This is a genomic window from Streptomyces sp. P5F9 (assembly GCF_057961495.1).
On record NZ_JBXVPZ010000021.1, the window covers coordinates 1 to 22,660 of the forward strand.

Consider the following 22,660-nt stretch of genomic DNA (forward strand, 5'->3'; position numbering starts at 1 on the left):
GGGCGGCACGGGGAGCGACACCGGGGGCGATGCGCGGGGCGAGCGGTCGCCATGCCGAGCCGGACGGCCAGCGCGCCTGACGGGCGGTCAACTCGCCGGGGCGGACGGGCAGCGCGCCTGACAGGCAGCCGTCATGCCGGGCGAGCAACCGCCGCGCTGAACGGACAACCACCGACACCGGATGCGTAGTTCGCCCCGCCGGACGACAAGGCACCGCGCCTGACGGGCAGGCTCGCCACACCGGACGACCCGCCACCACGCTGAACGAACAACCACCGACACCCGACGTGCAGTTCATCCCGCCGGACGACAAGTCACCGCACCCGACCGACAGTCACCTCGCCAAGCCAGACGACCAGCACACCAGCCAGGCAGACACCACACCGGACGAGCGGCCACCACGCCGGGCAAGCGACCACCACACCGAACGAACAACCACCGGCACCGGACGCGTAGTTCGCCCCGCGTGTCGACAGCTCATCGCATCCGCCGGACGGCAATCCCACCGAGCCGGACAGGCAGTTCACTCACACCGGATGGACAACCACCGCGCGGAGCAAGCAGCCGGCGTGCCGGGTGAGCAGCCGTCACACCGAGCCGGACAGCCGGCACGACTGGCGAACGGTCAACTCACCGCGCCGGACAGCCACCGCACCAGAAACAGGCAGCGGCCAGGCGAGCGAACAGCGACCGCACCGGACAAGCGCCCACCCGCCGGCCAACAGGCCACCGCACCCAACCGACAGTCACCTCGCCAAAGCCGAAGGCGGTCGCGCCGGACAGGCAGTCGCCACACCGGACGGACGGACACCTCACCGAACAGGCAACCACCACGGCCGACGACCGGCCACCGCACCGGACGGCCGGTCACCACGGCCAACACGTGACCATCCGGCCGGACGACCGATCACCGCACTCGACAGACAGTCGCCTCGCCGGCCTCGCAATCATCCCGCCCGGCGAACAGTCACCCCGACAAACCGCGCGATCACCCCGCCCGACGGACACTCACCCCGCCGAACCGCGCGATCATCCCGCCCGCCAGACAGTCACCGCACAGCTCCAGTCACCCGGAAGCCGCGCAGCGCCCCCCTCAGAACGGCTTGAAGTCGTTGAACTCCTGGGTCGCCTCGTCCCGTTCGGCCTGGTTGTCGCGGCGGCGCTGGGCCGCCGGGCGCGGGGCCTCGAAGCGGTGGTCCTCGCCGCGGCGGCCCAGCATCTCCGCGCCGGCCATCACCGTCGGCTCCCAGTCGAAGACGACCGCGTTGTCCTCGGGGCCGATCGCGACGCCGTCGCCGGAGCGGGCGCCGGCCTTCATCAGGGACTGCTCCACGCCGAGGCGGTTGAGGCGGTCGGCGAGGTAGCCGACGGCCTCGTCGTTGCTGAAGTCGGTCTGGCGGACCCAGCGTTCGGGCTTCTCGCCGCGCACGCGGAAGAGACCGTCCTCCTCCTGTACGACGGTGAAGCCGCTGTCGTCGACCGCCTTCGGGCGGATGACGATCCGGGTCGCCTCCTCCTGCGGCTTCGCCGCACGCGACGCGGCGATCAACTCCGCGAGCGCGAAGGAGAGTTCACGCAGTCCCGTGTGCGCGACCGCCGACACCTCGAAGACGCGGTAGCCGCGCGCCTCCAGGTCGGGCCGCACCATCTCGGCCAGGTCCTTGCCGTCCGGTACGTCGATCTTGTTCAGGACGACCATGCGCGGACGCCGGTCGAGGCCGCCGTACTGCTTCAGCTCCTCCTCGATCATGTCGAGGTCGGAGACCGGGTCGCGTTCGGACTCCAGCGTCGCCGTGTCCAGGACGTGGACGAGAACGCTGCAGCGTTCGACGTGGCGCAGGAACTCCAGGCCCAGGCCCTTGCCCTGGCTGGCGCCGGGGATGAGGCCGGGCACGTCGGCGATCGTGTAGACCGTCTCGCCGGCCGTCACCACGCCGAGGTTCGGGACGAGGGTCGTGAAGGGGTAGTCGGCGATCTTCGGCTTCGCCGCGCTCAGCACGGAGATCAGCGAGGACTTGCCGGCGCTCGGGTAGCCGACCAGGGCCACGTCGGCGACCGTCTTCAGCTCCAGGACGATGTCCTGGAGGTCGCCGGGGACGCCGAGGAGTGCGAAGCCCGGCGCCTTGCGGCGGGCCGAGGCCAGCGCCGCGTTGCCGAGGCCGCCCCGGCCGCCCTGCGCGGCGATGTACGACGTGCCGTGGCCGACCAGGTCGGCGAGCACGTTGCCCGCGCCGTCCATCACGACCGTGCCGTCCGGCACCGGCAGGACCAGGTCCGTGCCGTCCTTGCCGGAGCGGTTGCCGCCCTCGCCGGGCTTGCCGTTGGTGGCCTTGCGGTGCGGGGAGTGGTGGTAGTCGAGCAGCGTGGTCACGGACTGGTCGACGATGAGGATGACATCCCCACCCCTTCCGCCGTTGCCGCCGTCCGGGCCGCCGAGCGGCTTGAACTTCTCACGGTGGACGGAGGCACAGCCGTGGCCTCCGTTACCCGCGGCGACATGCAGCTCGACGCGGTCCACGAAGGTGGTCATGGGATGTGCCTCCAGTTACGTACAGGAAAGTCTTGTGGCTACAGCCAGGTGCTGTCAGCCAGGTGTTGCCCAACCAGTAGAAACACGCGAAAGGCGGACCCGCTTCCCGTACGGGAAGTGAGGTCCGCCTCGCGAAAGCTTCCGATCAGCTGCCTGAATCAGTTGCCCGAATCAGTTACCTGATGCTTCAGGCGACCGGAACGATGTTCACGACCTTGCGGCCACGGTGCGTACCGAACTCCACCGCACCGGCGTTCAGCGCGAACAGCGTGTCGTCGCCGCCACGGCCGACGCCCGAACCGGGGTGGAAGTGGGTGCCGCGCTGGCGGACCAGGATCTCACCAGCGTTGACGACCTGACCGCCGAAGCGCTTCACGCCGAGCCGCTGGGCATTGGAGTCGCGACCGTTCCGGGTGGACGATGCGCCCTTCTTGTGTGCCATCTCTCCTCAGTCCCTTACTTCGCAGCCGCGGGGATCTCAGTGACCTTGATCGCCGTGTACTGCTGGCGGTGGCCCTGACGACGGCGGTAGCCGGTCTTGTTCTTGTAGCGAAGGATGTCGATCTTGACGCCCTTGTGGTGGTCCACGATCTCGGCCTGGACCTTGATGCCGGCCAGCACCCACGGGTCGCTGGTCACAGCGTCGCCGTCGACAACGAGCAGGGTCGAGAGCTCGACCGTGTCGCCAACCTTGGCAGTGGAAATCTTGTCAACCTCAACGATGTCGCCGACAGCAACCTTGTGCTGGCGACCACCGCTGCGCACGATGGCGTACACGCGGATCTCACTCTCTAGCTCAGGGACGGCACCCCCGCAGTCCAGCCGCCCTGCGGAGCAGACGGCCTCTCCCGGCGGAACACGCCCGGGAGGAAGAGGTTTACGGGGATGTGGCGTGTCACCAGTGGACACGCCGACAGTCAAGGTTACGGGGCCGCAGCCGAACGGGTCAAACCGGGCCCGGTGGGGAGTGCGACTGGTCACATGGACCAGCCGCACCCGTCCGGGGTTCAGCCCTCGTCGGTGGAGGCGGTGACGGAGGACGGGGTCGTCCGCTCCGCCGCCGCGGTCTTCTTCGACGTGGTCTTGGCGGCCTTCTTGGCCGTCGTCTTCTTCGCGGCCGTCTTCTTGGCCGCGGTCTTGGTGGCCGCCGTCTTCTTGGCTGCCGCCTTCTTCGCCGGGGCCTTCTTGGCGGCCTTGCGCGCGGCCGTCTTCTTGGCCGGAGCCTCGGCCTCGACCTCGGCGGCCGGTGCCTCTTCCACCACGGTCGACGGTACGACCACGACGGCCGCCTCCTCCGACGCGGTGGGCGCGGTCGCCTTGCGCACGGCACGACGCCGGGGGCGAGCCGGAGCCGCGCTCTCGGCGGGCGCCTCGGGCTGCTCGACGGGGGCGGGCGTCTCGGCGACGACCGGCGCGGCGGCCTCGGTGACCGTCACGGCGGCCTCCTCGGACCCGGCCGGCGAACCGGCGGGCGCGGTCGCCTTACGGGTCGCCCGACGGCGCGTACGCCCCTTGGGCGCGGCATCGTCGACGACCGGCGCCGGGGTCTCCTCAACCACCGGAGCCTCGACGACCGGGTCCTCCACGGCGACGGGCTCGGCCTGCGCGACGGCGGCCGGCTCGGCCTCCTCACGCACCTCGCGCGCCTGTCGCGACTCGCCTCGCGGCGCACCGGCCGGAGCCGACGCCCGCCGGCTCGTCCGGCGCCGCGAACGCCCACCACGGGTGGCCGCGGCCTCCGCCTCGGCGGCACTGCTGTACAGATCCTCGTCGGGCCTGAACTCGGTCTCGGCGAACGGGACCGGCATGGCGACCTCGGCGGCCACCTCCGCCTCGGTCTCGACCTCGTCGTCGGCCACATCGTGCTCGTGGTCGTGCTCGTGCGTGTCGTGGACGTCCTGCCCGCTGCCGTCACCACCGCGCCCGCGCCGCTTGCGCTTGCCGCCGCCACCGACCGAGGTCGGCTGCTCCATGTGCACGATGACACCGCGGCCGTTGCAGTGGACGCAGGTCTCGGAGAAGGACTCCAACAGGCCCTGTCCGACGCGCTTGCGGGTCATCTGGACCAGGCCCAGCGAGGTGACCTCGGCGACCTGGTGCTTCGTACGGTCACGGCCCAGGCATTCGAGCAGGCGCCGCAGGACCAGGTCCCGGTTGGACTCCAGGACCATGTCGATGAAGTCGATGACGACGATGCCGCCCAGGTCGCGCAGCCGCAGCTGGCGCACGATCTCCTCGGCCGCCTCCAGGTTGTTCCTGGTCACGGTCTCTTCGAGGTTGCCGCCCTGACCGGTGAACTTGCCGGTGTTGACGTCGATCACGATCATCGCTTCGGTCTTGTCGATGACCAGCGAGCCGCCGCTGGGCAGCCAGACCTTGCGGTCCAGCGCCTTCATCAGCTGCTCGTCGATGCGGTACGTCGCGAAGACGTCGACCTCGGAGGTCCAGCGGGAGAGCCGGTCGGCGAGGTCGGGGGCGACGTGCGCGACGTAGCCGTGGATGGTGTCCCACGCCTCGTCGCCGCTGACGATGACCTTGGTGAAGTCCTCGTTGAAGATGTCGCGCACGACGCGGACGGTCATGTCCGGCTCGCCGTACAGCAGGGACGGCGCGTTCGAGCCGCCGCCGCTCTTCGCCTTCTTCTGGATGTCCTCCCACTGCGCCTGGAGCCGCTCGACGTCACGGCGCAGCTCGTCCTCGCTCGCGCCCTCGGCGGCGGTGCGCACGATGACGCCCGCGTCCTCGGGGACGATCTTCTTGAGGATGGTCTTCAGCCGGGCCCGCTCGGTGTCGGGAAGCTTGCGGCTGATGCCGGTCATGGAGCCCTCGGGGACGTACACGAGGTAGCGCCCCGGCAGGGAGACCTGGCTGGTCAGACGCGCGCCCTTGTGCCCGATCGGGTCCTTGGTGACCTGCACGAGGACCGACTGGCCGGACTTCAGGGCGGACTCGATGCGGCGCGGCCCGTTGGCCATGCCGAGCGCCTCGAAGTTGACCTCACCGGCGTACAGGACGGCGTTGCGCCCCTTGCCGATGTCGATGAAGGCGGCCTCCATGGAGGGCAGCACGTTCTGGACCTTGCCCAGGTAGACGTTGCCGACGTACGAGGTCGACTGCTCCTTGTTGACGTAGTGCTCGACGAGCACCCCGTCCTCCAGGACGCCGATCTGCGTGCGCTCACCGCTCTGCCGGACGACCATCACACGCTCGACGGCCTCGCGGCGGGCCAGGAACTCCGCCTCGGTGATGATCGGGACGCGCCGGCGCCCCTGCTCGCGGCCTTCACGGCGGCGCTGCTTCTTGGCCTCAAGACGCGTGGAGCCCTTGATGGACTGCACCTCGTCGCTGGGGTGGTCGTCCTTCTTGGCACGCGGCTCGCGGACCTTGACGACGGTGCGCTCGGGGTCGTCCGACGACGAGGGCGACTCGCTCTCGCCGCCCGAGTCACCGGCGCGACGACGCCGACGGCGCCGGCGACGGCTGCTGCTCGACCCGGAACCGCCCTGGTCCTCGTCCGCCTCCTCGGCGTCCTCCTCGACCTGCTCGGCGGTGTCCTCGGAGTCCTGCGCGGCCTGCTCGGCGGCGTACTCCTCGCCGTCCTCGCCCTCGTCCTCGGTGGCGGACTCGCCACGGCGACGACGCCGACCACCACGGCGACGGCGGCGGCGCGAACCGGTCTCCTCGGCCTCGTCACCGTCGGCGGAGTCCTCGGCCTCGTCGGCCTCTTCGGGCTCCTCCTCCACCACGTCGGCCTCGACGGCGGCGGGCGCCTCGGGCTCGGCCTCGAAGGCGGCACCGCGACGACGACGCCGACGACGCCCGCCGGTCTCTTCCTCGACAACCTCTACGGCGGCGGGCTCCGCTACGACGACCTCTTCCTCGTCGTCCTCCACGGCCTCGGCGGCTGCGGCAGCGGCGGCCCGCTCCGGGGTCTGGAACATCGGCTCGGTGAAGACGGGCGCCTGGAACACGGCCACTGCGGGCCGCCTCGGACGACGCGGTCCGTCCTCCTCCTCGGCACTGTTCCCGTTCTTGGGCGCGGGCGCGGAGAACCCGCCGGCGGCGGTCCGCACGGCCCGGCGCCGACGTCGCGGCCCGGAGTCCTCGGCGGGAGCCTCGGCAGGGGTGTTCGTCTCCGCGGCGTCCGCGGCGGTCTCGTCGTTCACAGGGGCCTCCTCGCCCACGGGCGTCCCGGCAGGCGCGGACACACGGCGCGTGGCGCGACGACGGCTCCGGCGCGGCGCGGCATCCTCATCGGACGCGGCAGCCGCGGAACCTTCGGTCACTTCTTCGGTCACTGCGGTGGCTTCGGCACTCTCGACGACCTCAGCGGTCTCGGGCACACCGGCAGGCGCGGACACCCGCCGGGTAGCACGCCGACGCGTACGCCCAGCGGGCGCGGCAGCCTCTTCCTCTACGACGGGCTCTTCGGCGGCGGGCGCCTCGGCGACAACAGCCACCTCAGGCTCTTCCACGGCCGCGGGCGCCACGCTCTCGGGCGCGGTCACCCGGCGCGTGGCCCGACGACGGCCGCGCCGCGGCGCGGCGTCCTCGTCGGACTCGACGGGCGGCGCGGTCTCCTCGACGGCGGCGGGCGCGGCGGCGGCCACGGCCGGCACCACGATCTCGGCCGTCTCGGGGGCCTCATTCGCCTCGGGCGCACCGGCGGGCGCGGACACCCGCCGGGTGGCACGCCGACGCGGACGCCCGGCAGGCGCGGCTTCCTCTGGGGCAGCAGGAGCCTCGGCAGTCACCTCGGTCACATCGGCCTCAACGGGCGCGGTGACCTGGACGCTCTCGTCCTGCTTCTCGTCGCTCTCCTCGGCCGGTATGGCCGGAGCGCTGTTCTCGACCGCGCCCTCGGCGGCGGTCGGCGGTCCCGCTGGGCGAGACGCGGCGCGGCGCCTACGGCGCGGCGGCAGCGTGTCGCTCGGGGTGTTCAGTTCGGAACCCTCTGCGGGTTCGGTCGGTTCGAGCATGCGGGCGTTTCTCCCGTCAGGCTCCCGGGCGCCGCGCCTGGTCCGGCAGGGATGCCGGTGACGTCCGCGGCTCGCGCGTTGCGCGGTGCCGCCGTCCGGGGCGCGGGCGCCGCACGGGAGCTCTCTGTGTCCTGTCTCGCCGGTTCCGTACGCCCAGATGCGGACGGCCTGGCGAAAGTCTTGTGGTCGGTGCGCTGCCCGACCCAGGTGGCTCCCGAGTCCGAGGGCGGCGCTACGACATCGGTCCCTACGCGGAACCTTCCCTACGCCGGCGCCTTCGCGGCGGCAGCTTCGGCGACCGTGGAATTTCTGGTCACTGCTGCCTCGCGGTCGGGCGCGAGCGGGTCGGTCACCGTGCCGGTCTCTTCATCGAACAGCCCCTGCGCCAGCCTGGTCACCGCTGCGGCGACCGGCGGCGCCAGGTCGGCCACGGCGCGAAGACCGGACAGGACGTCGTCGGGTCGAACGGCAGGCGTCACGTGCCGAACAACCAGCCGCAGTATCGCACAGGCCTGGTCGGTAGGCCTATCAGCCTGTGGACCGACCGTCTCAAGATGCGCTACGGCGGAGCGGGCGTCGAACGTCCGCATGCCGTTCTTGGCCATGCGCTGGACCTCGACGCTCTCGGCCGCGTTGAACGCGGCCACCGCGCGCTCGGCATCCTCGGGCGCCACCCCGTCGAGCCGCAGCTCCCACACGGAAGCCGTGAGCCGGTCGGCGAGCCCGGAGGTCCGGGCCTCGACCGCGTCGACGATGTCGAGCCCGACGGGCATGGACTCGTCGAGCAGCTCGCGCAGCTTGTCGGGGTCGCGCTCGGCGGTCAGCGCGATCTCCAGGTATTCCGCCTCACTGCCCGTGCCGGTGGGTGCGGCATTGGCGTACGACACCTTCGGATGCGGCGTGAACCCCGCCGAGTACGCCATCGGCACCTCGGCTCGGCGCAGCGCACGCTCGAAGGCGCGCTGGAAGTCACGGTGGCTGGTGAACCGGAGGCGGCCGCGCTTGGTGTAGCGCAGTCGGATGCGCTGCACCGCGGGTGCGGGCGGCGGGCCTTCGGGCTGTCGCTTGCCCAGTGTCCTAGTCCTTCGTGAGAACGGCCGTACTTCTACCAAGAGTACGTGTCTCGTCGCCCATCGGTTCCCGTCGCTCCACCGGCTCGGGCTGCCGAGGCTCGCCGAAAACCATCCGCCGGAAGTCGGCGCGAGCCTGCCGGGCGGACTCGCGCGCGGCGGCCAGCACCTGCCGGGTGACCCGTCCCACAGCGCGCGCGGCCTCGGCGGCGGGCCGCAGCACCAGGTCCCGTACGACGTGTCCGACCGGGGTGAGAACAGCCCGGTACACCCAGCTCACGGGCTCGACGAAGATCCACCGGAAGAGGGTCCCGAGCACCCGCCCCACGGCGAGCGAGATGTGCCCGGCGATCCGCCAGGCGTGCCCGAGGGCGTCCCACACCTCCCGCCCGACGACGGCGAGCACGCGCCCGACGGGTGTCAGCACCCAGCGCCAGAGGCCGATCGCGGGCAGCACGAGCAGAATCCGGGCCGCCCAGTACAGGACGAACCCGACCCCGGTACCGACAGCCCGCACGAGCCACACCAGTCCCCGCCCGCACCAGGCGACCGCGTGCCCGATCGGCGTGAGGACCCGGGCATACAGCCACCCGGCGGGCACGACGAGCAGATACCGCCCGAGCCGGGCCACGCCGGCGGCCACCCCGCCGACGACCCACGCCACACCGGCGGCCAGCCCGTTCAGCACCCACGCGCACGCGTGCCCGACGGGAGTGAGCACGCGCGCGTAGGCCCACGCCAGCCCGCTCCCGATCTGCCGGGCGGCCCAGGCGAGGCCGTGCCCGACCGGGGTGAGCACATACCGGTACAGCCAGACGAGCGGCACAAGGACAAGAAGGTTGACGAGCCGGCCGAGCGCCTTGGCGAGCGGTACGACGACGTACCGCCACAGCGCCACCCACGGCCACACGAACACCGCGCGTGCCAGCGGCCGCAGCACGGTCCGGTAGAGGAACCGCCCGCCGACCACCAGCCCGTCCCACACCAGCCGCACCGGCACGACCAGCACGAGCACGACGATCCGCACGGGGACGCGGATCGCGACGGCGAGACACCCCTCGGGCGGCTGCGGCGACGGCCGTACGGGCGGCTTCTCGAATTTCCTGGGGGCGTCCATACCGGGCAAGACGCCTCAGCTCCCTGTCCGGATCCAGTACCGCAATTTCCCGTCCCGCTCGTCCTCGAACTTCCCGCCACCGGCCTCGATCACCTTGCGGGACGCGATGTTGGTGGCATCACAGGTCACGAGGACCGGATCCAGGCCGAGCGCCTGAGCGTACGGCAGGACATCGCGGAGCATCGCGGTCGCGTGCCCGCGGCGCCGGGCGCCCGGCCGGACGCCGTAGCCGATGTGGCCGCCGTAGTCGAGGAGCCACTGGGTGAGGCGGTGCCGTATCTGGATGCGGCCGAGGTAGGTGTCGCCGTCGACGTACCAGTACCAGGTGTTCGGCACGAAACCTTCGGGCCGGCGCCCGTCCTCCGACTCCTCCTCGCGCACCGCCTCGACGTACCGCTCGAACCCGGCCGGCTGCCGCCAGGTGCTGCCGTGTTCCCGCAGTTCGCGCGCGAGGGTGCCGCCGAAGAAGTCGTCCTCGACGATGTGCTCGTCCACGGCCTCCAGGAAGGAGACCCGGAACCGGGCGTCGGGCAGGATCAGTTCAGGCATCGGTCAAGGGTAGGGGTCGGTGCGGCCGACGGGGGCGTGCGGGAGCCGGGGCGAGGAGGCGAAGCCGCGGCGGGCGCAGGCGGGGATCGCCCGGGGTGAGGAGTGGACGGTGACGCGTTCGAGCCCGAGGTCCCGAGCGCGGGCCGGCCAGGCCATCCCGATGAGCGCGCCGTCCCGTACGACGACCATGCACCGGTGTGAACTCCCGTTCTCCGCAGCCCAGTTGACGAAGTGTCGGACGAACTCCTCGCGGGTCGTGACGGGTTGGTCTCCGTTCTCAAGAATCCAGCGCCACCGGAGTCCCGCGACGACGTCCAGCTCGGCGGGTTCGGCGGGGCGGATCGTGATGTCGTCCACCCGTGCGTTGTGCGGCAGTTCAACGGTCGTCGGCAGGGGGCGCCAGGAGTGCGTCGACGATCTCCCGCAGGGGCGCGGCCAGTTGGCCGGCGGTCGCGTCCCGCAGCGGGCGCAGGCCTACGGCGGACCGTACGTCGGCGTCGCCGACGCCGAGCGCGACGAGGAGTTCCGCGCGCAGCAGCCGTTCGTCGTCCTCCCCCGCCGGGCCCTCGCCGGACGCTTCGAGGATCTGGCGGCTGAACTCGTCGAGGGCCTTGCGGCGCAGGGCGTCCACGCGTTCGTCGCCGGAGCCGCGCAGCAGCATCAGGACGGGGTGCTCGCCGAACTCCGGCCAGGCACCGGCGGACAGTTGGCGACTGAGCGCCTCGGCGAGGCCGGCCCGGTCGTGCGGAAACTCCTCATCGCGGCCCAGGAAGCGGGGAGTTGAAGCAAGGGCCGCCTTGAACAGCCCCTCCTTCGAGTCGAAGTACCGCTTGATGAGCGCCAAGTTGACCCCGACGTCGGCGGCGACGTCCCGCAACGTAGTGCGGTCGTACCCGAGCCGGGTGAACCGGCTGCTCGCGGCCTCAAGGAGCGCCTGCCGGGTCGCCGCCGCGTCCCGTCGCCGGGGTCCATCGGCCTCATCCACGTCACCCGCCACCAGGCAACCTCCCTCCACCAGCTCAAGTAATCACTCGTTGACATGACTACAGGGCATGGTTACGTTAGGCAAGTAATCACCTGATGACTTAGCGACCGAGCACTCAGCTCGCGGAGGGACAGCCATGTCCGAAGCTCTCCTCGTCATGGACGTCCAGCGCGTGATCGTGGACCGCTACCCCGGGCCGGCCTACCTGCCGAGCCTGCGCAAGGCGATCGAGGCGGCCCGTGCGAACGGCGTCCGCGTGATCTACGTGACCGTCGGATTCCGCCCCGGCGCCCCGGAGATCAGCCCCCGCAACAAGCTGTTCGGCAGGCTCGCGGGCGCCCCCGCGTCGGCCGCCGCGACCCAGGCCAACGAGATTCACCCGGACGTGGCCCCCGAACCCGGCGACATCCTCGTCACCAAGCGCCGCGTCAGCGCGTTCGCGGGCAGCGACCTCGACATGGTCCTGCGGGCGAACGACATCGACCACCTGGTCCTGACGGGCATCGCCACCAGCGGCGTCGTCCTGTCCACCCTCCGCCAGGCCGCCGACCTGGACTTCACCCTCACCGTCCTGTCCGACGCCTGCCTCGACAACGACCCGGAGGTCCACCGCGTCCTCACGGAGAAGGTGTTCCCGATGCAGGCGGAGGTGACGACGGTGGCGGACTGGGTGGCCGCCGTGCGCTGACCTCCTCCGCCAACACCCGTCTTCCCGCCGGGACTTCAGCCCTGCGCCGTGGGCCTGACGACGATCTCGTTGACGTCGACCTCCGCGGGCTGGCTGACGGCGTAGACGATCGCCTCGCCGATCGCCGTCGCGGGGATCGCGATGCCCATCATGTCCTCGGCGACCGCGCGCATGCCCAAGTCGCCGATGCTGTCGGTCAGTTCGGTACGGGTGAAGCCGGGGCTGACCACGGTGACGCGCAGGTCGCGGCTCTCCTGCCGTAGCCCTTCGGAGATGGCGCGGACGGCGAACTTGGTGGCGCAGTAGACGGCCGCGGTGGGATCGACGCGGTGCCCGGCGACGGAGGCGACGTTCACGATGTGCCCGGCGCCCTGTTCGCGCATGACGGGCAGCACCGCGGCGATGCCGTGCAGCACACCGCGGATGTTCACGTCGATCATGCGGTTCCACTCGTCGACCTTCAGGGCCTCCAGCAGCGCGACGGGCATCACGCCCGCGTTGTTGACGAGCACGTCGACCCGCCCGTACGACTCCCGCGCGGCCCGGACGAAGTCCCGCACGCTCTCCAGGCCGGTCACGTCCAGCTCGCGGTGGTCGGCCGTACCGCCGTCCGCCCGGATCTCCTTGACGACGGCGGCGAGACGGTCGGCGCGCCGGGCCCCGAGGAACACCCGGTGCCCCGCCGCGGCCAGCAGCCGGGCCGCGGCCTCGCCGATACCACTGCTCGCGCCGGTGATCAGGACGACCTTGCCGGTAGGGGAGGTGGAGGTGGACTGGACGGTGGCGGTGGACGAGGTGGAGGCGGTCATGGGGAGCCCTTCGAACGAACCCGAACGCGCGGCGGTGATCCATCGCGCGCTTCCGTGCCTTCCGAGCATCGGCTGGATCGCCCCGATGAGGCAGGACAAGGCTTCCTGGGTGTGCCACTCCTAGGAAGCGGGGAGCAGGAGGCAGCGGCGCCGTAGGCTTTTGGAATGGACGGCATGGACGGTACGGACGGCTACGCGCTCGGTGAGTTCCTGCGGGCGCGGCGGTCCCGGCTGACGCCGGCGGAGGTGGGTTTTCCCAGTTCCGGGGCGCGCCGGGTGGCCGGGCTGCGGCGCGAGGAGGTCGCCGTGCTGGCCGGGGTCAGCGCCGACTACTACGCCCGGCTGGAGCAGGGCCGGGAGCGCAGCCCCTCCGGCCAGGTGGTCGACGCCATCGCCCGCGCCCTGCGCCTCGACACGGACGCCCGCTGGCACGCGTACCGCCTGGCCGGCCTGGTCCCGAGGCCCGTCCCCGCCGAACCGTCCGACGAGGTGGACCCGGCGCTGCTCCACCTCATGCAGGCGTTCCCGACGGCGGCGGCGTACGTCATCAACCGGCGCCTGGAGGTGCTCGCGTCGAACGCGCTGGCCGACGCGCTTCTGGCACCCCTGGGCGACCGCCGCAGGATGGTCCGCTCGCTGTTCCTGGACCCCGCGGCCCGGGACCTGTTCGCCGACTGGGAGCACGTCGCCCGCTGCTCCGCCGAGGCGCTGCGACTGGCCACGGGACACGACCGGGACGACCGTGAACTCGGCTCACTGATCGCCGAACTCCTCGGCGGGAGCGAGGAGTTCGCGATGTTGTGGCAGGACCACAGCGTCAGCCGCCCCGGCCGCCAGTCCAAGACCTTCAACCACCCGGACGTGGGCCGCATCACGCTCACGTACCAGACGTTCGATGTGCAGAGCGCCCCCGGCCAGTGCCTGCTGGTCGGCACGGCGGAGCCGGACACCGAGGACGCGGCGGCGCTGGCCCGGCTGGGGTCCCTGCACGCGGCCGGAACCCCGAAGGCACCGGTGCCGTAGGCGAGTCAGTGCCCGGCGAGCCAGTCCGTGTAGTGGGTGGCGGTGATGCGGGCGCCGTCCGGAGCGGTGAGGACGTCACCGGGGGCGGCGGCGAACATGCCCGCCGCGTCGTCGGTGACCACGGAACCCGCGCTGCCCTTGGCGGTCAGGGTGAGCCGGCCGAGTTCGTCGAGGGGGTAGACGTCCGGGCCCGCGATGTCGAGGACGCCGTTCAGCGGGGCGCCCGCGGCGACCTCGGCGACGACGGCGGCGACCTCCGCGGCGGCGATCGGCTGGATCGGCGTACGCGGCAGCCGGACGGTGTCGCCGTCGGTGGTCATGGCGAGGGTCGCGTCCATGAACTCCATGAACTGCGTGGCGCGGACGATGGAGTACGGGACCGCCCCGCCCTTGAGGAGATCCTCCTGGAGGACCTTCGCCCGGTAGTAGTCCAGCCCGGGGACCTGGTCCACGCCGACGATGGACAGGATGACGAAGTGCCCGACCCCGCCCTTCTCGCTCGCGGCGAGCAGGTTGTCCATGGACACTTGGAAGAAGCCGATCGAGGCGTCGTCGAAGGTCGGTGAGTTCGTCAGGTTGACGACGGCGTCGGCGCCCGCGACGGCCGCCTCCAGCCCCTCGCCACTGATGATGTCCACACCGGTGGACTGCGAGTGCGGCACGGCCTGATGCCCGGCCGCGTTCAGGTTCTTCACGACCTGCGACCCGATCAGCCCGGTACCGCCGATGACTGCGATCTTCATGGCCTATGCCTTCCGTAGATGACTGATGTCCGACATGTACCGCCGACCGATCGCGACGGCACCCCGAGACCAAACTCGGACACTTTCTATCCGAGATAATACCCGGACAACAGATGTCCGAGTCAATCGGCGTCTGAGTAAAATGAGCGAGTGAAGATGTCCGGCGGAGTCGAGTGGGCCCTGCACTGCTGCGTCGTCCTGACCTCGACCCAGGCTCCGGTCCCGGCCGCACGCCTGGCCCAGTTCCACGACGTGTCCCCGACCTACCTCGCCAAACAGCTCCAGGCCCTCTCCCGCTCCGGCCTGGTCCGATCGGTCCAGGGAAAGTCGGGCGGCTACGTCCTGACCCGCTCCCCCGCGTCGATCACGGTGCTCGACGTCGTCGAGGCGATCGACGGCCCCGACCCGGCCTTCGTCTGCACGGAGATCCGCCGACGCGGCCCGATGGCCACCCCGCCCGAGGCCTGTACGACGCCGTGCGCGATCGCCCGCACGATGGCCGCGGCCGAGTCGGCCCGCCGGGAAGCCCTCCGCTCCGTCACGATCGCCGACCTGGCACGCGACGTGGAATCGGACTCCGGGGAGGGGACGTTGGCGGGGGTCGGTGTGTGGCTGGCTTCGGACTGACCCCCGCGCCGAACGCGTCGGCGTACCCGCCTCTACTTCTTCCTGCCCCTGGCCGCCTTGCCCGCCCGGGAGGCCTTCGGCCTGCGTGCGAGGTTCGACGGCCGGGGGACCGCGGCGGCACGCGGGGCGGAGAACTCCCGGTTGGTCATGGTCTGACGGCGGACGGCGGCGGGCAGGTCCGGCAAGGCCAGCAACCGGTCGCACGCTTCGACCGAGGCCGCGAACTCGCCCACCCAGTAGGCGCTGATCGAGAACTCGAAGAGGAGCCCCCATCGGTACACCCAGGGCTTGGTGAAGAGCAGGTCACCCGGTTCCGGCCTGCCGACGGCGTCGCGGAGAAGGGCGTACGCGGTGCGGTAGCGGCCCGCGACCCGCAGGCGGGACGCCAACTCGTAGCAGGCCTCCAGCCGTTCGGGACGCCCGTCCCAGGCCCGGGAGAACGCGTCCATCGCCCCCGGCCAGTCGTCGGCCTTCTCCGCCCTCAGGATTCCGGCTTCCAGGAGGGAGCAGTAGACCTCCTCGCCCCAACCGCCCATCCCCGCGCGCCGCTCGTAGAGAGCGATCGCCGACTCGGCGTGCCCGAGGTCGCGTTCGGTGTTGGCCAGGTAGAAGACCGTGCGGGGGTTGTCCGGGTCGCGCTCGATCTCGCGCCTCAACAGCCGTGCGTCGCGCTCGAACTTGTCGCTGCGGCAACCGCCGTCGGCCTGGTCCTCGATGACGAGCGCGTCCAGGTTCTCCTGGGTGTCGGACTCGTCGGTGCACGGGTACTCGTGCGTCACACCCTCGTAGCGCCACGGCCAGTCGCCCCGCATCAGGTGCTTGAACCGGTGCTGGGTGCCCGGGGTGTCGTAGCGCAGCATGTATGAGCCGGCCGTCAGCCGGGGCAGCGGGGCGTCCTGCCGCATGACGTGGTCGGCGTCGAGAGTGAGCAGGTAGTCGGCCTTGCCGCGGGCGTGCTGGATGTTCCGGGTCCGGTTGTGCCCGAAGTCGACCCAGGGGTCCTCGTGGAGTTCGCCGGGAACGCCGTCCAGCACCTTGCGGATCAGGTCCTGCGTGCCGTCCGTCGAGCCGGTGTCGGAGATCACCCAGTAGTCGACGAGTGGGCGGACGGCCTCCAGACAGCGCTCGATCACGAGCGACTCGTTCTTGACGATCATGCACAGACAGAGGGTCTGCTCCTTCACGGCCTCACCCGTCCCGGCCCGCTGACGTCCCGTCGGAATCACGCGCGCCACAGTGGCACGCGTCCGCCTCTCGACCGCCCACCCACGCGGAAGCCCGCGCCGAGAGCCCCCGAACAGCGGCGGCCGAGGCCGTACGGGTGAACGCGGGTAAAAAACGCCCCATCAGAGCGCACCAGTTAGTCCGATATGACGACATACGGGCGCGTTCCGTACCGCTACACCGGTCACCCGGGCTACCTCAGGCCAAGCTCGCGTTCGCACTCGGATTCGGGACATCACCCGGACCGGTCCCCCAAGGAGCACACAGATGAACCCTGAGTTCCCGACGTCCTCGCCACTCGGTCCCCTCGCCCGGGACAGATTCCGGAAGGCGGGCACGCTGGCCTCGCTCGCCCTGGTCCTGGCGGCCGGCGTGGCCAGTCCGGCCGCCGCGGCGGCGCGGAGCGTGACCGACCGAGCGGAGGCGGCCACCGGTCGCGGCGGCGATCACTGCAAGCCGAACCACCACCACAAGTCCCAGGCGACCGAGGCCGGCGGCAACGGCGACTGCAAGGGACCGACGGGTCCGACCGGCCCGACCGGTCCGAAGGGCCCGAAGGGCGACAAGGGAGCCACCGGCGCGACCGGCCCGACGGGACCGACAGGACCCACAGGCCCCACCGGCGCGACGGGCTCCCAGGGTGGGCAGGGCGTGACGGGTGCGACCGGACCGACGGGTCCGACCGGAGCCACCGGCGCCACCGGGCCGACCGGCGCAACAGGCACGGCGGGCACCAACGGCCAGACCGGACCCACCGGGCCCACGGGCGCCACCGGAGCCACCGGAGCCACCGGGCCGTGCGCCGACATCGACGCCCAGCAGGACTCGAACAACTTCGAGCTGCGGGTCGCCCTGACCGGCGGACGCACCTACGCGGGCATCCACGACTTCACGGGCACCACCACCCACCCCTTCCTGTGGACCGACCTCAGCACCCACGCCAACTACCCGGCGGGCGGCCTGGACGCCCAAGGACGCAACGTCGGCTTCGTGTGCGGAGTCGCCGTCAACGGGCACAGCGCCAACGCCGGGAACCCCATCAAGTTCGACGTGATGACGACCACGGGCCAGGTCTGGGAGACCACCTGCGTGGCCGTCAACAACAGCAATCCCGACGCCACCCTGAACTGCAACGACGCCATGGGGGTCGCCATCCCCTGGACCAAGGTGACACTCCAGCCGTCGCCGGGGGTCATCAACAGCGGGGCGTGACCGACCCCTCATCAGGGTGCCCGGAGGTCCACCGACCGACCTCCGGGCACCCCGCGGCACGCCGACCGATGAGTTCCGGAGCCCGGCGAGGTCTACCCCCGTACAAGGCACAGCCACGCCCACGAGCTCAGCGAGGGACCATGACCGCCGACGCACTGCCGCCCGTCGTTGACACCACGACCTGGGAGAACCAGCTCGCCTCCCTCCGCGCCCGCGAAAAGGCCGCGACCCGGGAGCTGGACGCCATCGCCGCCGAGCGGCGCCGCCTGCCGATGGTGAAGATGCCCGACTACACGCTGGACGGCGAGAACGGCCCCGTCCGCCTGGCGGAAGTCTTCGACGGCAAGCGGCAGTTGATCGTGTACAACCACATGTGGTTCGCCGGGAAGGAATGGCAGTGCCCGGGGTGCACCGGGTTCACCTCGCAGTACACGCGCCTGGAGTTCCTGGACAACTACGACGCCCGGTTCGTCATCGTCACCCAGGGCCCGATCGACGAGGCGCTCGCCTACAAGGAGCGGGTCGGCAACCGGATGCCGTGGTACTCGACCGCGAACAGCTCGTTCGGCGCCGATGTCGGCGCACCGCCCGACGGCGGATTCGCGGTCAACGTGTTCCTGCGCGACGGCGACACCGTCTACCGCACCTGGCACACCAACGGCCGGGGCACCGAGCAGCTCAGCCACAGCTTCGCCCTGATCGACGTCCTGCCGTACGGCCGCCAGGAGGAATGGCAGAACTCCCCCGAGGGCTGGCCCCAGTCGCCCACCTACAGCAGGTGGGCGGGGTCCAAGGACATCGCCGCGCTCTACGGCCCCTCGGACCCCGTCAGCTGACCGACACCCTCAGTGGGTGTGCCCGCTCCCCGCAGGCTGCTTCACCGTCAGCGGGAGCAACTTCTTGCCCGTGGGGCCGATCTGGATGGACGTGTCCATCTGCGGGCATATGGACACACGCTTATATCTGTCCCTACCGTTGTACGCATGGGAACACGCACACGGAAGCACACAGCAACTGACCAGCGGCAGTACTCAGTTGAGGCTGAGTGGACTGACGCAGACCGCGCGCTCCTGGAGGAGCTGAGGCAAGCAGAAGCCTTGCTACCCGAGGACGCCCCTCGGGCCCTCTTATCCATCCGCCTCTCTGTACTGACGGACGAAACAACGTCACCGGTGCGGCAGGAGCTTGACCTTCGCATCCTGGCAAGGGAGCGCGGCTCTCGTGTCGTCGGCGTCGCCTCGGATCTCAACGTGTCAGCGACGAAGGTTCCACCATGGAAGCGGAAGGCACTCGGGGACTGGCTGAACAACCGCTCCCCCGAGTTCGATGAGCTTCTGTTCTGGAAACTCGACCGCTTCGTACGCCGCCTCTCCGACCTCTCCACGATGATCGAGTGGAGCCTGAAGCGCGGGAAGAACCTCGTCTCGAAGAACGACAGCCTCGACCTCACGACGACGGCCGGCAAGATCATGGTCACGATCATCGGCGGCATCGCCGAGATCGAGGCCGCCAACACCTCTACCCGAGTCACGAGTCTGTGGGACTACGCGAAGACCCAAGAAGACTGGATCATCGGCAAGCCGACGTACGGATACGTCACGGGCGAGGACGACTCAGGGAAGTTCGGTCTCGTCATCGACACCGAGGCACACAGGGCGTTGCACTGGGCTCGACGCATGGCGCTTCGAGGCCGCTCCGCCCGGTTCATGGTGCGCTGCCTGAAGCGGTCCGGCCTCATGACCGAGGGCCTCACAGTGGCAACGCTCCACCGCCGGCTCCGCAACCCTGCGCTACTCGGCTACCGAGTAGAAGAGGACAAGCAAGGAGGGCAACGGCGCTCGAAGCCGGTCCTCGGCAAGGACGGCAGGCCAATCAAGGTGGCTCCCCCGATCTTCACGGAGGAGGAGTTCGAGACCCTCGGCGCAGCTCTCGACAAGCGCAGCAAGAACCAACCTCCGCGCCGTGTTGGCGGAGCGACTCAGTTCCTTGGCGTCCTCTTGTGCGCCGACTGCAAGACGAACTTGACCGTGCAGATCACCAACAACGGGCACGGGACCTACCACTACCTACGGTGCCGCAACTGCAAGAGCGGCGGACTGGGCGCACCCAACCCCAACCAGGTCTACGAGCGCCTCGTAGAGGACGTGCTCAAGGTTCTCGGAGACTTTCCCGTACAGGTACGTCAGTACACCGAGGGTGCGGAGGTACGGCGGGAGATCAAGCGCCTTCAAGAGGCCATCGCGCTGTACATGAAGCAGCTTGAACCCGGAGGTCGCTACACGAAGACCCGATTCGCGAAGGAACAGGCAGAGGCGACACTCGACAGGCTCATCGGAGAGTTGGAAACCATCGACCCCGAGACGGCGAAAGACCGGTGGGTCAACGTCCACGACGGAAAGACTTTCCGTGAGCACTGGCAGGAAGGCGGTATGGAGGCCATGGGCGCTGACTTGTACCGGGTCGGCATCCGTTGCGAGGTCACCCGCACGAAGGTGCCGAAGGTAAGGGCCCCGAAGGTTCATCTCCGCCTACTGATCCCGAAGGACGTGCGCGAGCGGCTTGTGATTCGAGAGGACGACTTCGCGGACGCCCTCTGAAAAGGAGGGGCCGTCAACGACATACAGGAGCCATCGAATTAATCAGAGGATCCCACTAGATTTGAGCACGCACAAAGATGCTAGCTCCGCCAAGAATTAGGCTAGCAATACCTAAAGCAGTCAACGCCCATCCGGCATTTATGAACTTATGCTTACGGAGCACAATTCGCGCTAGGTGGACCACGTTGTAAGAGAGGGACGTTATCTCGAACTTGCGATCCGCTTGACTAATCAACAAGGCAGCTGGCCCCATTTGCAGATGAGCCAAGTCCCCGAAGTACCACAACACCTCTGGCCGATAAGAAGCGGGATCCTCCGGATTCACGTCGAGGAGATCAAACGTCCCCTTGTAGTTCGTACCGTGCCGCGACCACATGCACGCGGCTGCACACGCTACCGCCCCGAGGAGCGCTGCTACGACGACAGCGAAGAAGCACCACGTTTCAATACCCGCTACTTTAGCCAAATCTCGACCGTTCGAAATATGACCGGCGCCGGTACTGAAAGTCACGGTCACCAATACGCCGTTTACAGTAAGAATCAACTGCGCCTTCGATTCAGCAACCTTATACCAATCCATTGCGCGCTCGTACACGCGTCGAACATACTCCGCATCGATTTCCACCCCACTCGAAGAGGGCAAAGATCCAACAGGCCCTGGTCCGCCACCATCAGGACTCATGCGAAGACCTCCACGCAGCCGCTTGGTTGAGTCATTTGGCTAGCCCGTACGCAACCATGACTTAGAACTCCGGTATTCAAGACGGGATAACCCTGCCCGCCCGAAACGCCTTGCAACCCAACAAAGCGGGATGGGAATTTGATACGCAAAATCACCGAACTCCGTGCGCAATCAGACGTAGCCATCCCGATCGCCGTCGAACCATTTCAAAGGATCGAACGGTTCTTCATTTCCGTCGTCGTCAACAATCACGATCTCGCTCTCGATCATGCCTTTCGTCTCGGTAGACGAAGAGCGATGTTCTGGCGTCGCACCCGGAATTCGGGCACCATGCTCGAACGCGGCAGCTATTGGCTCCGCCTCCCCGCTTCAGCCGCCTCTGCGCAGAACCGCCGGGAGTGTTCGAGATCTTCGGCGATTCCAGCTGCAATGAGGGCAGCGCCGGGTGTGTGGCCGGAGTCGACGTAGCGCCAGTTCCGTTCGGTGATCGCGTCGGGCATGTCGGCATGGCCCATGTGGTGGGCGCGTTCGGCGCGCAGGGCCGCGTACGTCGTCGAGTAGGCACGGGATTTGGTGAGGATGTGGCCTCGGTAGCCGAGGGTGTGGGTCCAGGTGCGCAGGTTCAGCGGCTTGTACTCGGCCAGGCTGCCGAGGCGCCAGCAGGTGCGCATGAGGGTGCGGACGTGCGCGCTGACGGGTGCCGTGTCGATGTCGGACCAGGTGGTGACCCTGTGGTCGGTGCCGGCGCCTGTCTCTCTGGCTCCCTTGGTGACGTACTTGGCCACGTACGCGGCGACCGCGTCATCGTCGGGCCCATCACCGTTGGCATGCAGAGGCCGGGCGTCGACCTGGGCTCCCCAGCGCAGGGCCAGTTCCCCCACGGCCGGGCTGTAGAGGGTGTGGACCTGGACCCGTCGGGCCGAGGCGCGTACGACATCCGTGAGCAGGTCCGCAGTGCCCCATACCGGGGGTTCGTCGTCGGGCCCGTTGGGACCGTCGAGGCGGACGACGGCATGGACGTGGACGGCCGCCCGTTTCTGGTACTCGGCAACTCGGGCGAAGGACAGCCGGGCGTGCGCCGCGAAGCGGGACTGAACGATGCCGACCGAGGAGGCCAGGCGCCGCCTTACGTCGATGACGAACCGGTCCCACAGCTTGGAGGCGTGCGCGTGCCACAGCACGTGGCCGGGGTAGTCGTAGCAATCAGCGCACAGCGGTTGACCGACAACCGATGCGTCCGGGGTGTGGACAATGCCGCAGCTCAGGGAGCGCCCGTGTTCGCAGGTTCCACCTTCGCGGCGCGGTCGGCAGATCTCCCCAGCGCGGTGGACCGGTCCGAAGGACGGGGCAGTCAGGGTGACGAAGAGCCGGGGCCGGTTGCGGATCGTGGCGGGGATGTTCTTGCCGCCGAGGAGACCGGCGCGGACGAGGTGGTAGGTGTCTCCAGCGTGGAGGCGGGAGCAGGCCGGGCAGACGGTGGCGCGTCTGTTGCGGCAGCGGACCATCAGGCGTTCGCCGGGCTCGGTGCGGGTGTCGTAGTGGTGCAGGATTTCGCCGGTCGTGCCGTCGAGGGTGGTGGTCGAGCCGGAGAGGTGGACGGGGTGGGCGCAGCCGCCGGTTGCGGTGATCTGCTCCAACCAGCGCGGGAATTGAGGGTCTTGGGCGATGTGGATTGCGTCGCGGTCTGCTTCGGTGAGCTGACGCAGGCGCGCCGCGCGGTCGAGGGCGGCGCGCCTGTCAGCCGGGGTGTACTCCGGGGTGATGGTGGTGACCTTCCGGGGTGGGCCGCCGTAGCGGCACGGCGGGTGGGTGGTGGCGCGTGGTC

20 protein-coding genes are annotated in these 22,660 nt (G+C 69.8%); 6 read left to right on the forward strand and 14 right to left on the reverse strand.

Annotation, left to right across the window (positions count from 1 at the left end):
* Positions 1–1,093: 1,093 nt before the first annotated feature.
* From obgE to AC31A1_RS06430, 9 genes are all read right to left on the reverse strand, one after another.
* Positions 1,094–2,530, reverse strand: a complete 1,437-nt coding sequence (gene obgE / locus AC31A1_RS06390; RefSeq protein ID WP_489652268.1) for a GTPase ObgE — start codon at positions 2,528–2,530, stop codon at positions 1,094–1,096.
* Between the two features lie 187 nt (positions 2,531–2,717).
* A complete protein-coding gene (gene rpmA / locus AC31A1_RS06395; protein WP_019063244.1) occupies positions 2,718–2,972 on the reverse strand; it encodes a 50S ribosomal protein L27 in 255 nt (84 codons plus the stop codon).
* 14 nt (positions 2,973–2,986) lie between these two features.
* Entirely contained in the window at positions 2,987–3,307 is a 321-nt protein-coding gene (gene rplU / locus AC31A1_RS06400; RefSeq protein WP_006374708.1) for a 50S ribosomal protein L21, read from the reverse strand.
* 230 nt (positions 3,308–3,537) lie between these two features.
* The gene (locus tag AC31A1_RS06405; RefSeq protein ID WP_489652269.1) at positions 3,538–7,509 is read right to left on the reverse strand and encodes an Rne/Rng family ribonuclease; all 3,972 of its coding nucleotides are present in this window, start codon (positions 7,507–7,509) and stop codon (positions 3,538–3,540) included.
* A gap of 263 nt (positions 7,510–7,772) precedes the next feature.
* Positions 7,773–8,540, reverse strand: coding sequence for a TIGR03936 family radical SAM-associated protein (locus tag AC31A1_RS06410; protein WP_489652270.1), 768 nt, complete (start codon positions 8,538–8,540; stop codon positions 7,773–7,775).
* Between the two features lie 46 nt (positions 8,541–8,586).
* Entirely contained in the window at positions 8,587–9,696 is a 1,110-nt protein-coding gene (locus AC31A1_RS06415) for a hypothetical protein (protein ID WP_489652301.1), read from the reverse strand.
* Between the two features lie 15 nt (positions 9,697–9,711).
* Positions 9,712–10,245, reverse strand: coding sequence for a GNAT family N-acetyltransferase (locus AC31A1_RS06420; protein WP_489652271.1), 534 nt, complete (start codon positions 10,243–10,245; stop codon positions 9,712–9,714).
* Positions 10,246–10,248: 3 nt separating this feature from the next.
* The gene (locus AC31A1_RS06425; RefSeq protein WP_489652272.1) at positions 10,249–10,602 is read right to left on the reverse strand and encodes a GNAT family N-acetyltransferase; all 354 of its coding nucleotides are present in this window, start codon (positions 10,600–10,602) and stop codon (positions 10,249–10,251) included.
* A 19-nt stretch (positions 10,603–10,621) separates the two neighbouring features.
* Positions 10,622–11,242, reverse strand: a complete 621-nt coding sequence (locus AC31A1_RS06430) for a TetR/AcrR family transcriptional regulator (protein ID WP_489652273.1) — start codon at positions 11,240–11,242, stop codon at positions 10,622–10,624.
* Positions 11,243–11,366: 124 nt separating this feature from the next.
* Between AC31A1_RS06430 and AC31A1_RS06435 the strand changes: the two genes are divergently transcribed.
* Positions 11,367–11,918 (forward strand): cysteine hydrolase family protein, encoded by a 552-nt coding sequence (locus tag AC31A1_RS06435; RefSeq protein ID WP_489652274.1) that lies wholly within the window; start codon positions 11,367–11,369, stop codon positions 11,916–11,918.
* A gap of 35 nt (positions 11,919–11,953) precedes the next feature.
* On the opposite strand, the gene AC31A1_RS06440 is transcribed toward AC31A1_RS06435, so the two are convergent.
* Positions 11,954–12,727, reverse strand: a complete 774-nt coding sequence (locus AC31A1_RS06440) for an SDR family oxidoreductase (protein ID WP_489652275.1) — start codon at positions 12,725–12,727, stop codon at positions 11,954–11,956.
* A 174-nt stretch (positions 12,728–12,901) separates the two neighbouring features.
* Between AC31A1_RS06440 and AC31A1_RS06445 the strand changes: the two genes are divergently transcribed.
* A complete protein-coding gene (locus AC31A1_RS06445) occupies positions 12,902–13,750 on the forward strand; it encodes a helix-turn-helix domain-containing protein (RefSeq protein ID WP_489652302.1) in 849 nt (282 codons plus the stop codon).
* 5 nt (positions 13,751–13,755) lie between these two features.
* Here the strand turns inward: AC31A1_RS06445 and AC31A1_RS06450 are convergent, their stop codons facing one another.
* Positions 13,756–14,493, reverse strand: a complete 738-nt coding sequence (locus tag AC31A1_RS06450) for an SDR family oxidoreductase (RefSeq protein WP_489652276.1) — start codon at positions 14,491–14,493, stop codon at positions 13,756–13,758.
* 156 nt (positions 14,494–14,649) lie between these two features.
* On the opposite strand from AC31A1_RS06450, the gene AC31A1_RS06455 reads away from it, so the two are divergent.
* On the forward strand, positions 14,650–15,120 hold the full coding sequence (locus tag AC31A1_RS06455) for an RrF2 family transcriptional regulator (protein ID WP_489652277.1): 471 nt from the start codon (positions 14,650–14,652) through the stop codon (positions 15,118–15,120).
* Positions 15,121–15,152: 32 nt separating this feature from the next.
* On the opposite strand, the gene AC31A1_RS06460 is transcribed toward AC31A1_RS06455, so the two are convergent.
* Positions 15,153–16,304 carry a glycosyltransferase gene (locus AC31A1_RS06460; RefSeq protein WP_489652278.1) on the reverse strand — a complete coding sequence of 384 codons (1,152 nt, stop codon included), beginning with the start codon at positions 16,302–16,304 and terminating at the stop codon, positions 15,153–15,155.
* A 307-nt stretch (positions 16,305–16,611) separates the two neighbouring features.
* Between AC31A1_RS06460 and AC31A1_RS06465 the strand changes: the two genes are divergently transcribed.
* The 3 genes from AC31A1_RS06465 (at position 16,612) to AC31A1_RS06475 (ending at position 20,153) form a co-directional block, all read left to right on the forward strand.
* Positions 16,612–17,556 carry a hypothetical protein gene (locus tag AC31A1_RS06465; protein WP_489652279.1) on the forward strand — a complete coding sequence of 315 codons (945 nt, stop codon included), beginning with the start codon at positions 16,612–16,614 and terminating at the stop codon, positions 17,554–17,556.
* A gap of 140 nt (positions 17,557–17,696) precedes the next feature.
* The gene (locus tag AC31A1_RS06470) at positions 17,697–18,392 is read left to right on the forward strand and encodes a DUF899 domain-containing protein (RefSeq protein WP_489652280.1); all 696 of its coding nucleotides are present in this window, start codon (positions 17,697–17,699) and stop codon (positions 18,390–18,392) included.
* Positions 18,393–18,539: 147 nt separating this feature from the next.
* Complete coding sequence (locus tag AC31A1_RS06475; RefSeq protein WP_489652281.1) at positions 18,540–20,153, forward strand: recombinase family protein; 1,614 nt, start codon at positions 18,540–18,542, stop codon at positions 20,151–20,153.
* A gap of 55 nt (positions 20,154–20,208) precedes the next feature.
* Here the strand turns inward: AC31A1_RS06475 and AC31A1_RS06480 are convergent, their stop codons facing one another.
* On the reverse strand, positions 20,209–20,748 hold the full coding sequence (locus AC31A1_RS06480) for a Pycsar system effector family protein (protein ID WP_489652282.1): 540 nt from the start codon (positions 20,746–20,748) through the stop codon (positions 20,209–20,211).
* A 434-nt stretch (positions 20,749–21,182) separates the two neighbouring features.
* Positions 21,183–22,541, reverse strand: a complete 1,359-nt coding sequence (locus AC31A1_RS06485) for a replication initiator (RefSeq protein ID WP_489652303.1) — start codon at positions 22,539–22,541, stop codon at positions 21,183–21,185.
* Positions 22,542–22,660: the final 119 nt, after the last annotated feature.